This window comes from Actinacidiphila sp. bgisy160, from assembly GCF_965342435.1.
In the GTDB taxonomy this organism is placed as follows: Bacteria; Actinomycetota; Actinomycetes; order Streptomycetales; family Streptomycetaceae; genus Actinacidiphila.
The window spans coordinates 22976-37592 of sequence record NZ_CBDRCM010000034.1; the positions used below are offsets into that span (position 1 = coordinate 22976).

Annotated in this window: 11 protein-coding genes and 2 pseudogenes; 8 read left to right on the forward strand and 5 right to left on the reverse strand. The window is 70.4% G+C overall.

Translation table 11 applies throughout. The annotated features are described in order from the left end of the window. Positions 1-201: 201 nt before the first annotated feature. Together ACRWNP_RS24400 and ACRWNP_RS24405 are read right to left on the reverse strand one after the other, a co-directional pair. A complete protein-coding gene (locus ACRWNP_RS24400; RefSeq protein ID WP_431964780.1) occupies positions 202-1224 on the reverse strand; it encodes a serine protein kinase RIO in 1023 nt (340 codons plus the stop codon). A 333-nt stretch (positions 1225-1557) separates the two neighbouring features. Then, positions 1558-2421 (reverse strand): LLM class flavin-dependent oxidoreductase, encoded by an 864-nt coding sequence (locus ACRWNP_RS24405; RefSeq protein WP_431964782.1) that lies wholly within the window; start codon positions 2419-2421, stop codon positions 1558-1560. Positions 2422-2504: 83 nt separating this feature from the next. Here ACRWNP_RS24405 and ACRWNP_RS24410 point away from each other — a divergent pair. After that, positions 2505-2831: pseudogene (locus tag ACRWNP_RS24410) on the forward strand (helix-turn-helix transcriptional regulator); the annotation flags it as partial. Positions 2832-3011: 180 nt separating this feature from the next. On the opposite strand, the gene ACRWNP_RS24415 reads toward ACRWNP_RS24410, so the two are convergent. Then, on the reverse strand, positions 3012-3656 hold the full coding sequence (locus tag ACRWNP_RS24415; RefSeq protein ID WP_431964784.1) for a dihydrofolate reductase family protein: 645 nt from the start codon (positions 3654-3656) through the stop codon (positions 3012-3014). Between the two features lie 499 nt (positions 3657-4155). Here ACRWNP_RS24415 and ACRWNP_RS24420 point away from each other — a divergent pair, with 499 nt between their 5' ends. The 3 genes from ACRWNP_RS24420 to ACRWNP_RS24430 all read left to right on the forward strand — a co-directional run bounded on the left by ACRWNP_RS24420 (position 4156) and on the right by ACRWNP_RS24430 (position 7906). After that, on the forward strand, positions 4156-6237 hold the full coding sequence (locus ACRWNP_RS24420; protein ID WP_431964786.1) for an NPCBM/NEW2 domain-containing protein: 2082 nt from the start codon (positions 4156-4158) through the stop codon (positions 6235-6237). Positions 6238-6714: 477 nt separating this feature from the next. Next, positions 6715-7107, forward strand: a complete 393-nt coding sequence (locus tag ACRWNP_RS24425; protein WP_431964788.1) for a hypothetical protein — start codon at positions 6715-6717, stop codon at positions 7105-7107. Positions 7108-7114: 7 nt separating this feature from the next. Next, complete coding sequence (locus ACRWNP_RS24430; RefSeq protein ID WP_431964790.1) at positions 7115-7906, forward strand: hypothetical protein; 792 nt, start codon at positions 7115-7117, stop codon at positions 7904-7906. Between the two features lie 194 nt (positions 7907-8100). Here the strand turns inward: ACRWNP_RS24430 and ACRWNP_RS24435 are convergent. Both ACRWNP_RS24435 and ACRWNP_RS24440 read right to left on the reverse strand, forming a co-directional pair. Then, positions 8101-8208, reverse strand: a pseudogene (locus ACRWNP_RS24435) (SAM-dependent methyltransferase); the annotation flags it as partial. 274 nt (positions 8209-8482) lie between these two features. Beyond that, positions 8483-9592, reverse strand: coding sequence for an FAD-dependent oxidoreductase (locus ACRWNP_RS24440; RefSeq protein ID WP_431964852.1), 1110 nt, complete (start codon positions 9590-9592; stop codon positions 8483-8485). A gap of 73 nt (positions 9593-9665) precedes the next feature. On the opposite strand from ACRWNP_RS24440, the gene ACRWNP_RS24445 reads away from it, so the two are divergent. The 4 genes from ACRWNP_RS24445 (at position 9666) to ACRWNP_RS24460 (ending at position 14609) form a co-directional block, all read left to right on the forward strand. Then, positions 9666-10346 (forward strand): TetR/AcrR family transcriptional regulator, encoded by a 681-nt coding sequence (locus tag ACRWNP_RS24445; RefSeq protein WP_431964792.1) that lies wholly within the window; start codon positions 9666-9668, stop codon positions 10344-10346. Between the two features lie 134 nt (positions 10347-10480). Continuing rightward, complete coding sequence (locus tag ACRWNP_RS24450; RefSeq protein WP_431964794.1) at positions 10481-10900, forward strand: hypothetical protein; 420 nt, start codon at positions 10481-10483, stop codon at positions 10898-10900. A 181-nt stretch (positions 10901-11081) separates the two neighbouring features. Then, the gene (locus ACRWNP_RS24455) at positions 11082-13628 is read left to right on the forward strand and encodes an NACHT domain-containing protein (protein WP_431964796.1); all 2547 of its coding nucleotides are present in this window, start codon (positions 11082-11084) and stop codon (positions 13626-13628) included. 429 nt (positions 13629-14057) lie between these two features. After that, the gene (locus ACRWNP_RS24460; protein WP_431964798.1) at positions 14058-14609 is read left to right on the forward strand and encodes a TetR/AcrR family transcriptional regulator; all 552 of its coding nucleotides are present in this window, start codon (positions 14058-14060) and stop codon (positions 14607-14609) included. Positions 14610-14617 lie beyond the last annotated feature (8 nt).

The window sequence follows — 14617 nt, forward strand, 5'->3', positions numbered from 1 at the left end:
CCCACGCCTGAACCGGCACGGTGACACAAGCGCGGCCCTCGAAGACACCGCCGAGGTGGTCCCGTAAGGTCCCACCGGTGGAGTTCACCCAGGACGGGGCGCACAACCGCCGCCCACGCTGGCCCGGGAGGAGCGCCCGGGCCCGCGTTCAGTGTCGGCGTGCACGGCAGCGGACGACGCGCCCATTCGAAGGACGGCTCCTCAGCCGAGCCGTGCGTCGAAGGCCAGCGCCCGGGCCAGCTCCTCGACACGTCGTTGCGCGAGGCCCCGGGAGACGAACCAGGCGCCCACGTTGCGGACATCGCGCTCGAGGAAGGAGCGGCCCCGCGGGTTGGCGACGACGTCCACGATCTGAGGCACGTCGATGACGACGAGGCGGCCTTCGTGGACAAGGATGTTGTAGGCCGACAGGTCGCCGTGCGCATAGCCGTCGCGCGCGAGCAGCGACAGGCTGCGGCCCAGCTGCTCCCACAGGTCGTCCAGATCCGCTTCTTCCGGACGGAGCTGCGCCAGGCGTGGCGCGGCAGTCCCCAACCGGTCCCCGATGAACTCCATCAGGATCTCGGTTCCGAGGATCTGCACGGGGTAGGGCACAGCGACCCCCGACGACCACAGCCGCGACAGCGCCGCGAACTCGGCACCGGCCCACTGGCCGGCGATGGCTTCCTTGCCGAAGGCCGTGCGCTTAGCCATGGCCCGGCTGACGCGGGACTCCTTGTGGGTACGCCCCTCCAGGTATCCGGAGTCGCGGTGGAACATGCGGTGCTGCCCGTCGCGGTAGCGTTTGGCGGCCATGAGGGTACGGCGGTCGGTTCCGGGCACCGCCCGTTCGATCAGGAAGACGTCGGCCTCTTTGCCGGTCTTGACGATGCCGAGTTCGAAGTCGACAGCCGCCAGGTCCGTCACCACCCATGCGGGGCGCGGCTCGGGGCCCTTCTCGGTCGGGGTCGACCGATCCCAGGTCGACCAGCGATCACCCTCGGCAGGCCCGTCGGCGGTGTGACCGACCGCTGTCAGGTCTTCCCAGCGAGTGTCCTGGTCGTCCTCGGCGGAGGTCTCGAGAACCGAGGAATCGGTGGCATCCCGGGCCGCCAACGGCCGTCGCACCGCATACTCGGTGAAGGCCTCCTCGAAGGCCTGCTCACCGTCTCGGTGGCCGCGTCGTCGGCTGCCCTTGGGGCGGATACGGGCGAAGGACTCGCCGTCGGTAAAGCGCTCACGCATGGTGATGATCTCCAGTGGAAGAACCCACCGGAGGGAGCGTCAGCGGACGCGTGCCGTCAGCCGGTGGGAAGGTAGCGAGAAGAGGCGTCTGGCGCGCACGCACGAGCGCGCCGCATCATGGCGGCGTCCATTACTACGCACCTCCTCTCCCACTACGCCGGGCTCTCGATCACGCCCGGCACTCCAGATCGGCATGATCCTAGCGAGCCCCACACACCACGCAACCGATTTTCGCCGGGCCCGCGCAAGCAGCGGCTACCCGGTCTTGGCCCGCCACGCGCTGCCGACTAGGCCGGCCCAATCACCCGCATCCTTGACATCCTCGCGGGAGGATCACACCGCCGGCGGACCCGCCTCGATGCGACGCAGCACCGCAGCGAGACGGTCCAGGTCGGGGCCGGTCTGCACCTGTCGCTCGTCCCACCAGGTGGCGCCGGCGTCGTGCAGCGGGCCGATCACGTCCCTGGCCTTGGCCGGGTCAGGGGGCGTCGCGCCGCCCAGCACGAGCTCGAAGGGGCGCTCGGCCTCTGCCGCACGGTGCTTGCTTACGTAGGCGACCAGTTCGCGTACCTCCGCGACATCGGGCACCTGCCCGTGCCGCGCCGTCTCGAAGAGCGGCACCGCGCCGTCCCAGCGCGCTGCCCGCCGCATGGGCGCACGACGCGGCCAGAACCCGCCGATCCACACCGGCGGGCCTGGCCGTTGCACGGTGGCAGGCAGCAGCGTCACATCCCGGACCTCGTAGTGCCGGCCGTGGTGGTTCACCGCGCCGCCGGACCAGAAGCGGCCCAGCAGCTCCAGTCCTTCGTCCAGTCGCTCGGCCAGGAGGCGTGGCTCGGCGGCGTCACCGAAGCTGCGGTACTCGTCCTCGACCGGGCCGCCCAGGCCGGCGGCGAAGGTCACCCGGCCACCGCTGAGGTTGTCCAAGGTGGCCACTTGGCGCGCCAGTTGCTGCGGACGATACCGAGGGACCGGCGTCAGAAGGGTGCCCAGCCGGATCCGGGACGTCGCCAGCGCGGCCGCGGTCAGCAGCATCCAGGGGTCCCCGAAGGGGCGCCCCTGATGCCTCCGGTGCAATACGTGGTCCCAGACGAAGAGCCCGTCCCAGCCGGCGTCTTCGGCGGCGGCCGCAACGGCCGCGACGTTGCGGGGGTCGGCGAAGTCACCGAAGTTCGGGAGGTTGATCGAGAAGCGCATTCCAGCAGGATCCACAGCCGACCACGCTGCGGCAACCGAATTCGGGCACGGGCGGCCCGGGCCGGTACGCGCCCGCATCTCCGATGACGACTCGTCCAGGTCTCCGGGCCTGGCTCGCCTCCGGTGGAGCGTCCGTGCCCTCCCGGCTCGGTGCCCCGGGGGACCCGGTGACGGGAGCCACCGTGACCAGGCTCCACGAGGAGCCCGCCAGACCATGGACGCCCGCCGCCCTCGCCCGTGAGGTCGGTGTCTCGCGTGCCGCACTCGACCGGCGCTTCGCCGCCGCCACCGGCGAGTCGGCAGGCACGTACCTCACCCGCCGGCGCATGGACCTCGCCGCCCGGCGCCTGCGGGACACCGACGACAGCCTCGACACGACCGCCGCCCCGGTCGGCTACTCCTCCGGCTACGCCTTCAGCCGGCCCGCTCGCAGCACCGGGCCGGTTAAGGGCCACCGCTCGTGCCGAAGGCGGCCCGGCCCCGGCGGACGCCGCCACCGCAGCCGTCTGATCGCCCCGGGCGGCCGGGCGCCTTCCCCACCACGACCGGCGGGCCGGCGGACTACCGCAGGCTTCCCGGCCGCCCTCGCGTCACCTTCGCCAGAACAGGTGGTGCGTCACACCACTCGGACTGGGCACGACCTCCAGATGGAACCGGTCGAGCAGCTCATCGGGCGACTCCCACAGCCGCAGTCCCGACCCCAGCTTCACCGGTGCGACCGCCACATGCATGGTGTCGACCAGGTCGGCGTCAAGGAACTGCCGGATGGTGGTGACCCCGCCGCCGAGCCGGACGTCCATGCCCTGCGCCGCTTCACGCGCCTGTTCCAGAACCGTGGCCGGGTCGCCGTCGACGAAGTGGAACGTGGTGTCGGAGAGCGTGAACGAAGGGCGCCAATGGTGGGTCATGACGAACACCGGCGTGCGGAACGGAGGCTCGTCTCCCCACCAGCCGCGCCACTCATGGTCGGTCCAGGGCCCGCGCTGGGGCCCGAACTTGTTGCGGCCCATGATCTCGGCACCGATGTTGCGCGCGAAGTCCCGGGTGAAGTAGTCGTCCAGGCCCCGGGTGCCTCCGGAGTCCGTGCGCATGGGCCAGCCGGCCGTGGCGCCGGCCCAGCCGAACAGCCTCTCGGGACGGTCACAGCCGAACGGCCTGTCCAGACTCTGGTGCTCACCGGCACCGATCCCGTCAGTCGAGATGTTGAAGTTCATGACTCTCAGCAGTTGATCCACGATTCTCCTCGACAGGTCCTGTGGCATGGTCGCGCGACGGAGCGCCGCACACCATGACGTCGAACAGGACGCGGCCGGATCGACAGCGGCTCGCGACTTTTTTTCAGTGACACGTCGCGACGCCGCCCCGCGTAGGGGGCGGTGCTGGTCGTGACGCTCAGGTGCCCTGTGGTCCGTGGCGGGCGGCGTCGGCGGGAGGGGGTTCGTCAGGGATGAAGACGTCGGCGGCCAGGGCCGGACGTCTCTGCCGCGGACACGTCCCACCAGGGGGCAGAACGGCTGGGTACCCGGCAAAGCCCCAACAGCAACTCCTAATTTAGGAATTATTATTGACGCGAGCCGGTAACCGCTGCACGATCCTGGAAACAAGATCGCAGGCGCGTTCGCACGGACTGGTCGGAGGACCGGCCGCCCGCACCCTCCACGAGGGAGCGGCAGCCCGGACTCACCACCGGGACGGGCCGGCACGGCTGCTCGATCGGACAGCGAAGGATCCGATGTGAAACGACATCTCACCGCCCTCCTCGCCCTCCTGACCGGCTTGGTGGCCGTTCCGGCGACCGCCCACGCGGACCCGGCGGCCGCCCCCGCCGCCGTCACGACGCCGGCATCCGGGCAGGTGCTGAGCCCGACGCCGTACATGGGCTGGAACACCTACTACGCCCTCGGTGGCGATCCGACCGATGCCGAGATCAGGTCGACAGCCGACTTCCTGGTCAGCAGCGGCCTGCGCGACGCCGGCTACAAGTACGTCTGGATCGACGGCAACTGGGCGGCGCCGACACCGCGCAGCTCGGCCGGCGACCTGGTGCCCAACCCCGACCAGTTCCCGAACGGGCTGAAGCCGCTGGTCGACTACATCCACGCCAAGGGCCTCAAGGCCGGCATCTACACCGACGCCGGCCCGTACATCCCGGGCAAGTGCGGGCTCGGCAGCCACGGCTACTACCAGCGCGACGCGGACCAGTTCGCCGCCTGGGAGTTCGACGCGGTCAAGGCGGACTACCTCTGCGGGATCGCCGCGGACCTCGACCCGAAGACCGTGTACACCGAGTTCGCGCAGGCATTGCGGAACAACGCCGCCCAGCGCCCCATGATCTTCAACCTCTGCAACCCGGTGACCTCCCCGGACTGGGGCAACTACCCGGAGGAGCAGCAGTCGACGTACTCCTGGTCCTACGCGCCGGCGATCGCGCAGTCCTGGCGGACGTACACGGATGTGGGGTTCGTCGGCGAGATCAAGTACAAGGACGTGCTGCGGAACTACGACGCGAACGCGCGTCACCCCGAGGCCGCGGGTCCCGGGCACTTCAACGACCCGGACTACCTCGGACCCGAGCTGGGGATGACCGACGAGGAGTTCCGTACCCAGATGACGCTCTGGTCGGCGGCGGCCGCGCCGCTGATGATCGGCAGCGACATCCGTAAGCTCAGCAAGACCTCGCTCGGGATTCTCTCGGACCCCGATGTCATCGCGATCAACCAGGACCCCGCCGGCGTCCAGGCCGTCCGCGTCGGCCCCGCGGGCACGACGGAGACCTGGGTGAAGCGGCTCGCAGGCGGTGACCGCGCCGTGGTGCTGCTGAACCGGGGCGACAGCCCCGCGACCCTGACCACGAAGGCATCGTCGGCCGGGCTGTCGGGGGACCGGTTCACCTTGAAGAACGCCTGGACCGACCAGGTCACCGAGAGCGCCGGCACCATCAGTGCCGCCGTCCCCGCCCACGGCGCTGCCCTGATCCGGGTGGGCCGGGCCACCGGCAAGCCCGGTGTTCCCCACGTCGTCGCCGGCCTGCCGCAGATAACCCAGGTCGGTGACGACGCGGTGCCGGCCGGGACCGCCCCCCTGGTCGCCGGCGGCGACCAGGCCCGGGTCGAGGTCGACGTCCGCAACGACGGTGCGCAGCCGGTCTTCACTCCGCGCGTCGAGGTGAAGGTGCCCGCCGGCTGGACGGCCCGTCCACTGGGCAAGGCGCCGAAGCTGCTCGGCTCCAACCGCTCCGTGACCTTCGCCTTCACGGTGACCTTGCCGGACACCGCCGCGCCGGGCAGCACCACGCTGACCGCCACCACGTCGTACGAGGTGACCGGCAAGAAGCGGCTGCAGCAGGAGACGGCCACGGCGGTGGTCGTCGCACCGGCGGCGCCGCACGGCGACGTCGCGCTGTCACATCACCAGTGGATCAGCGCCACCAGCGGGTGGATGAGCCCGACGGTCGACCTGAGCGTCGGCGGCTGGTCGCCGATCAGCATGCTCGGCCAGGTCTACCCGACCGGTATCGGGGTCGCCTCGCCCTCCACGATCCGCTACTACCTCGGCGACCAGTGCAGTCGGCTCACCGCGACGGTCGGCATCGACGACGCGGTGCGCAACGTCGGCCCCGAGGGCGGCACGTCGACCTTCCAGGTGATCGGTGACGGCAAGGTGCTGTTCGACAGCGGTGTGCTGACCCGCGACGACATCCGTCCGGCCGACGTCGACCTGACCGGCGTCCGAGTGCTCGACCTCGTGGTCGGCGACGCCGGCGACGGCGGTTACAACGACCGCGCCAACTGGTCCGGCCTGAACGCCACCTGCTGATCCGGGTCGGCCGCACCCAGGTGACGCCTACCTGGGTGCGGCCGATTCGCCAAGGCGCCGTCCACGGCCGCACGGCTGGCGACGTGCGGCTACTGTGCGCGTCCTCGCACCGACGAACGACCAAGCCTGGAGAGCACCCGCGGAAGGCCCACACTTCGGGATCCTTCTCGTCCGCCACCGCCCACGCCGACGGCGAAGCCGACGCGGGGGTGATCAACCAGTCGCAGCGCGACGAGGCACAGCGGGCTCCCCTGGGAAGCCTGGCCCGCCGGCTCTGGGCGCTGGAACGGTCACCGGCCCGCCAGCCACGATAGGCCCCCGTCCTCTCGCTCCGGTCTGTGCCGTTCTCCGCTGAGGATGGAGCCTTCCGTTTCGCGTGACGAAGCAGTCTCTGCCATGATCTGACCCCACGTCGGCTCAGGCGGCGGTGATACTCGGGCCGTCGCCGGTCCTGATGGTGTCATCACGGAGGAACGCATGGACTTAACACTTGCCCAAGCGGTGGCGACCAGAGTGGCAGAGGGCGCGCTGGGGGCTGCGAGTTCCCGTGCCCTGGACGGCCTGCTTGACATGATCCGGCAAAGGTTTCGCCGCGATGGCGACGCGCTGTCCGCGCTCGACACGGCCACGGCGGACGCGGAGCCCTTGATCGCGGCGCTGACGCGGCACATCGAGCGTGACCCAGACTTCGCCGAGGATCTACGTGACTGGCTCAGGGACGCCAGAGCCGATCAGGGTTCTGTACCCACTGCCATGCTGCGGCACAGCACGCAGAACACGGTTTCGGGTACTGTCCACGGTCACGTGATCCAGGGCCGGGACATCAAAGGCCGGTTCGGTTTTCGTGGCCTCCGCGGCCGGGGGGAGTAGCAAGCAAGTGAGCATCGACTCCTCCTCATCCGATCGCACCAGCAACGCCATCAATGATGGTTCGCAGGTCAGCGGCAACGCCTACCAGGCCAAGATCATGCGGTTCGGTTCGCGTTCGACGGGGATCACCCTCATCGCTTTCGCCGGCGTCGCAGGGCTGACCTTCCTTGGCTTCACCATGGCCCGTTCCGGGCCGTCCGACGATTCCTCAACGACTGCGGCAGGCGCGACGACGTCCGCGACCGCCTCCATCAGCGCATCGTCCCCTCCCGCCTCTCTGACTCCTTCTCCCTCCCCCAGCACGCCACCGGCGTCCCTTGCCGCGCCCGTGCCACGGCAATCGTCGGAGCCTGCGCAGGCCCCTCCGTCCGGTGGCGCGGCAGGCGCCGCTCCCACTCCGGCAGCGGACCGCTCCATCACGCAATGCCGAAACCACACTCCAACAAAGATCGGAGAGATTGCCACCGCCAACCCCTGCATCAGGATCGAGAGCAACAACACGATCTACATCTACAGTGACTTCACCGCTCAGAAGACAGGTCAGGTCACCGTGTTCATCTGGCTCATCGACGGCACTGGCGCGCCTATCCGCGAATACATGCGCGCCTGCCCGGTGACTTTCAAAAGTATCGGCCAGACACAAGGATGCTCCCTTCGCAACATCACCCCTCCAAAGGCAGGGCAATGGGGAGCCGCGGTCACCGCCGAGGACGGCTCCCGTTCACAGCCGGCGATCTGGGGCTCGTCCTATAAAGGCACGCAAAGTGGAGCCGTGGTCTGGAATCCGGCCGGCAACTGAGGTGATGCACGCCGGCGGCCGGCCGTGAGGGTGTGGCCGCCGAGCGCCGACATGACCGAACGGCGACCACACCGAGCGCTCGCAGTCCCAGCGCTCGGGTGGAACGCTTCGTCCCGCACGTCCCCGCGCCGGACAGGGGCGGTTGCCCGTGGGCGGCGTCCACGGGCCACAGGCGATCGACGTACGAGGGGTCGGACCCGGTCGGCCGCGATGAGCAGGTACGGGAAGCTGCCGTTGCGGTAGGCGGTCAGGAACGTGTCCTCGATGCCGGTGGCCACGTGGTCCGGCTGCTTGCGCAGCTCCCGGCAACGGCGACGAGGGGGATCCTCGGGGTCGCCACGGACGGCGACCAACCGTGGGACGAGGCCGTGGGACAGTCCGACCCGCCGTGGTCGGCCTCGGCGCGGGCCCAGACGCCGGGGTGGTCCTCGCGATGCCCTCCTGCGCCACCCGACCGCTCCGGAGAGCCGTGTGACGTGTTCCCCGGCCATGATTCGCCGTCGAAAGACCGCCACCGGCACACCACCCACCCGGGGTGGGCCTGGCGGCCGGGCGCCCGGTCGTACTCGGCTGCATTCATCCGGGTTGGAAGAACGCGAGCATCTTCTTGGCGGCGTCCGGCGACGTCAGCAGTTCGTGGATGTCCGCGGACATCCGGGCGGCCGCGCCGGTGCGCTCGAACATCTCGCGTTCGTATTCTTCGACGGCGGCGGGAAAGTCGTCCGGGCGCGCGGCCAGCGCGAGACCGAGCAGGGCGCCGTCGAGCAGCGCCATGTTGGCGCCCTCTCCCACCGGCGGCATCAGGTGCGCGGCATCGCCGAGCAGCGTGACCCCTGGCCTCGACGGCCAGGTCAGACCGACCGGGAGGGTCGTGATGGACCGCGGCACGATCGTGTCGTCGCAGGCCGCGATCAGTGCGGTGAACCGTGAGTCCCAGCCGGGGAGCAACTCGATCAACCGTGCCCGGGCGGCGGCCGGGTCGTCGAACGGGATCCCGCTGGTGGTGAACCAGTCCTCGGCTGTGTTGTAGAAACTGAGGCCGATGCGCACGCGGCCGTCGCCGTTGCGCTGCGCCGCCATGGACAGTCCGTTCCCGAGCACCCAGTAGTTGCCGCGCCCGACCATCGCCGCGAGGTCGGGGTGCGTGCGATCGATGTCGGGAATGCCGACCTCGACAATGTTCTGGCCGATGTGCACCGGGCGGGCGTCGGTGAGCAGCGCGCGGACCCGGGACTGCGCGCCGTCCGCGCCGACCAGCAGGTCGTACGTCGCACTGCTGCCGTCGGCGAAGTGCAGCAGGCCGTTGCCCGCGGAGGTGAACGCATGCCCCCAGCGCACCGCGTCTTCGGGGAGGGAATCCAGCAGCAGGTTGCGCAGATCGGCGCGGTCGACCTCGGGTCGCTCGAGCGGGGCGTCGTCGGGCGTGTCCTCCTGGAGCAGCAGGGTGCCATCCGGCTCGAGAAGACGCATGTCCTGGCCCTCTCCACGGGCGATCGCGTTGAACTGATCGCTCAGACCGGCCTCGTGCAGCGCCCGCTGGCCGGAGTGGATGTCGAGCATGCCGCCCTGACCGCGCGCGGCACGTGACGATTCCCGTTCGTACACCACGGAATCCATGCCGTTCACGTGCAGCACACGGGCGAGAGCCAGGCCGCCGAGGCCGGCTCCGACGATGGCAATAGTCATGATCGCCTCTCCCCTTGATACAGCGTACCGATCAATACACTGTATCGGTCCGATGCGATGTATTGTTGCCGCCATGTTGGTGTGGGAGAGGCCGGAGCCGCCGAATCGACCCGTGCCGGCCCCGTTGAGCCGGGAGCGGATCGTGCGAGCGGCGATCCGGCTGGCCGACGAGGACGGGCTGGAGGCGGTGTCGCTGCGCAGGGTCGCCACCGCGCTGGAGGTCCGTCCGATGCGGCTGTACGGCTACATCGCCAGTAAGGAGGAGTTGCTCGACCTCATGGTCGACGCCGTCCACGCCGAGATCCGGCCGGCCGGAGACGGCTGGCGGCAGGTGCTCCGGTCTCTTGCCGAAGCCACCCGGCACGCCGCCCACGAGCACGAATGGCTCGCCGACCTCCTGGGTGGCCGGCCCCAGCTCGGCCCGCACGCGCTGGCCAGTGGGGAGACCGTGGTGGCCGCACTGGACGGCATCGACGTGGACGCCGTCATGCCGGTGGTCGCCGCAGTCAACGCGTACACGATCGGCGCGGTGCGCCGGGAGGTCGCCGAGCGGCGTGCCGAGCGGGCCACCGGGATGGACGAGAGGCGTTGGCAGGCCTCACTCGGGCCCTATCTGGAGCGCACCTTCGCCACCGGGCGATTCCCCGCGCTGGCCACGGTGGTGCGCGACGCCGCTCACTCGGACGCCGATCACACCTTCCGGATCGGCCTGGACTTCCTGCTCGACGGCATCGAAGCCCGCATCGCCAGGTGACGCGACCGTCGCGGTCGTGGGGCCGTGAAGTGGCGTAGCCGGGCCGGTACCGTTTGAGCAGCGTCCCCTGCACCAGGCTCAACTCCGGCGCAAGCGGGGCCATCCGGAAGGCGGAACGAGGGACGGAGGACGCTGTGGAAGCGATCGCGGCCGATCTTCTCATGGCGCTGGCCAGCGGCACGGCGGGCGCGGCGGGACAGCAGGCGTGGACGTCACTGCGCGACCTCGTGCGGCGCCGCACCACGGCGGACGCGGGGCGCGAAGCACCCGGGGAAGTCCAGGAAGTCCCGTCAGGGGAGGAAGAGTTCACGGCCCTCGACGAGGACGCCGGGAGTGTGGAGCGTGCGCGAGCACTCGCCCGCGCGCTGGCGCTGCGGGCCACGTACGACGACACCTTCCGCGAGCGTTTCGCGGCCTGGCGCGGTGCCGCGGAGGACGCCGCGGCGGCGCGAACCGGCTCGGGAAACACCGACAACAGTGTCACGGGCGGCCGCCAGGGCACCGTCATCATGGGGCGGGACTTTCACGGTCCCATCACTTTCAACCGGCCATGACGCAGCGCCCGTTGATCCGTGCTGTGACATCCTGAGACGACAGCACCGGCCCGCCTCCATGTGCTCGCCCGTCCCGGGCGGGCCACCGGTTTCGGGGTAGGAGAGGCCGCAGCGCGGGGATGACGGGGGTGGACGAGGTGGAGTTTTCGCGCAGGCCGCGCAGAAGGGCCGGCTGAACGGCATGTCGGAGCGGGCACAGGGCGATGTGCACAACGTGTTCTCCGGTGGCAGTGCGACGTACGTGATCCAGGGCCGGGACTTCGGTGACGTGCACCTGCATCTGCCGTTGCCCCCGTCATCGCGGGAGCGCGCCGCCGTCGAGTTGGCGCGCGTGGTGCTCGCCCAGTGGCGGGACGAGGCAGGGGCCCTGGGTCTGGCAGGAAGCGCCAGGCTCGCGGTCGGCTGGCGGGCCGACTGGACGGTCGCCGACCACCGCGAGCACATCGGCGCGGACGTGACCGGCAGTACCGCCGGCCTTGCCGAACTCGCCGCCGGCTTCGAGGCTCTGCCCGCCCGGCGCCTGGTGATCATCGGCGGCCCCGGCACGGGCAAGACGTCTCTGGCGATCCTGCTCACCCTGCAGCTGCTGTCCTTGCACGATGCGACGAAGCCCGTCCCGGTACCGCTGCTGATCTCGTCCTGGAACGCGAACAAGGAACACTTCGACGTCTGGCTCGCGCGCCGCATCCACGAGGAATACGTCGGCCTGACCAAGGACCTCGACCGGGCCCGGATTCGCGAACTGGTACGCGACCGGCGCGTACTTCCGGTTCTCGACGGCCTGGACGAACTACCGCCGCTGCTCCGGTCCGCGGCGCTGGCCGGGCTCAACAAGGCGGGAGCCGGCAACGCGCCGCTCATCCTCACTGCCCGCACGGCGGAGTACAGCGAACTCGTCGAAGAAGACGGCGTGTTGCAGGCCGCTGCCGTGATCGCGGCACAGCCCGTGGACGGGGCCGCGGCTGCGGAGTACCTGCGCGGCTCTTCTCACCCGCTGCACACCCGGCAGTGGCAGGTACTCCTCGACCGCCTCGCATCCCACCCCGAAGCCGCGTCGGCCAGAGCCCTCTCGTCCCCGCTCATGCTGTGGCTGGCCCGCACGGTGTACGCCCGCCCGGGCGCCGATCCGGGCGAACTCGCCGACGAGTCCGTCTTTCCCGACGTCCTGGCCATCGAGCGGCATCTGCTGGACGCCATTGTTCCCGCGGCGTTCCCCTCCGGGCCGGCCTCGCCGCACCAGCCCCATCCGATACGCCAGTGGGGTCACGCGCGGGCACAGCGGGCCCTCGGCTTCCTCGCGGCCCATCTCACGGCCGCGAAGACAAAGGAGTTCGCCTGGTGGGAACTGCATCGGGCGAAGCCGCCGACAGTGCTCAAGGCGCCGGCACTGGTGGCCGGCTACGTCCTGGTGATGTCAGTCTCCTCCTGGTTCCAGGGCTGGGTCACCGGAGGCGATCCGTTTCTGGCGTTCCAGGTGGCTGCCGGAGCCACGGTCTCCATGCTGTGCGGCGTCATCGGAGGCATGCTCCTGCTGGTCTCGCACGTGTGGAAGGGGCCTCTCCCCCGCCGGCCCGCCGGGTTCGGCAGACACCGCTCCCGCATCCCGGGCCTGTTCTGGCTTCTGCTGTTCCTGGCTCCCATCACCCTCCTCCTGACCCGGGACGAACCTTTTCTGGCGCTGGGCTTCACCGTTCCGCCTCTGCTCATGATGGTCGTCGGCGCGCCTGCCGACACCGCGCAGGCCGCCGGACCGCGGGCACTGCTCAGCGGCGAGCGGGCCAGCACCGTACTGATGGTGCTGGGGGTCGCACCCGTCGTCGGGGCGATCGGCAGCCTGGGGGTCGTCCAGGTCCCCGACCACGCCGTGCTGCTCGGCAGTTGGCTCTCGGGGACCGTGGGTGTGGCCGCGGTGATCGTGGCGCTCAGTCCCTGGACGCAGTGGCTGCTCGCGAAGCTGACGCTCGCGGGCCTGGGGACGCTGCCGTGGTCGATCATGGCGTTCCTCGAGGACGCGCGCCGGGTGGGCCTGCTGCGACAGGTCGGCGGGGTATACCAGTTCCGCCACGCCCAACTCCAAGCACGCCTCGCAGCGAATCGGCGAGGCGGCGCCCCGGCGCGCCGCCGACGGCCCGGCGCCACCCGCGCGCCCTGGCCGGTCCGCCCGCTTCCTGCGGCCGGCAGCACCCCGCAGTCCGCGCGCGTCCCCGGCTACGTCGGGCTGCGGCGCCGCAGAGGGCAGCCCGCCCTCTACGTGGCGATGTGGACACTCGCGCTGCTGTGGACCGGCATCATCACCTTCGAGAACGGCTGGCGCGACCCCGGCGCGGGGAAGACCGTGGGCTTCTTCGTGGCGCTTCCCCTGGTCATCGACCTGCTGATCCCGCCCCTCACCTGGCGGCGGGCCGAGTTGCGCCTGGACGAGGACGGGGTCGGGTTCGCGTTGGGCAAGCGGACACTCCGCTTCGAGTGGCGGGACGTCGCGGAGATCGCACCGCGCCTGTTCGAACCGCCGATCGGCAAGAACGACGACGGCACCGTCATGCTCCACCTGCGGCTCACGCCCGAGGCCACGCCGGGGCCGCGGATCCGTGTCAACAGCGCGGGGTGGGTGGCCCTGTGGCCGCTCGACAGCCTCACCGGGGACCCGGACGAGGCGACGATCCCACCCGAATTGCAGGACGCGCTCGCACGCTTCGCGGGCGAACGATGGCGGCCTCCGCGTAACTGATCGCCTACCCGGTGCCCAGGTCCCGCGCCGATCCAGGTGGGGCCGGCGCGGGATGGCCGAGAACGCGGGCCAGGGCGGCTGTGACGGGATCGCGGTGGCCACGCAGGTACCCCGGGGACCACACGGTGGACGGCGTGGGGAAGCCGGCCAGGTCACGCTCGACACCGGCCGGCAGGTGACCGAGTTCGGCCACGTCCAGCTCGATCAGCGGACTCTCGTGCCGCGTGGCGTTGCCCGGACGGGGTGGCCGGGCTCGGATTCGCCCTCGGTCATGCCGCCGATCGGACCGCCACCGGGGAGAGGCCCAGGCCGGTACGACCCGAGCCGAGCTTGATGCAGCGCACGAGAGGACTCCTACAATGGAGGACGACAACAAGCGGAGAGCTCTCCGATTTGCAATGGCCGGCCGTCCGCACGCCAGGAGGACCCATGCCCGACGCCACACGGCAGCGCTCCGACGCGCTGAAGAACCGGGAAACGATCCTCCAGGTCGCCCATGACGCGCTGGCCGACTCCCCGGACGCCTCGCTCAACTCGATCGCCAAGCGCGCGGGTGTCGGCCCCGGCACGCTCTACCGGCACTTCCCCAGCCGTGAGGCGCTGATCCTGGAGGTCCATCGCCGCGATGTCGACCGCATGGTGGACTGCGTGCCGGGCATTCTCGCCACCCACGCCCCACTGGACGCACTGCGGCACTGGTTCACCGTCCTCGCCGGCTACGTGCGCATCAAGCACGGACTCGGAGAAGCCCTGCATGCGGCCGCCGTACAAGAAGTCGTCAGTGCTTCATGGCCCGCGGTCCCCGCCGCCGTGGGCCGGCTCCTCGAAGCGTGCGAACACGCGGGCGACGTACGTCCCGGCATCGATCCCGTCGACGTGATCATGCTCATGAGCTGCCTGTGGCGCACGCCCGACAACCCCGAAGGCGCAGCCCAAGCCGACCGCCTGCTGGAACTGGCGATCGACGGCTTCCGCCCCTAGACGCAATA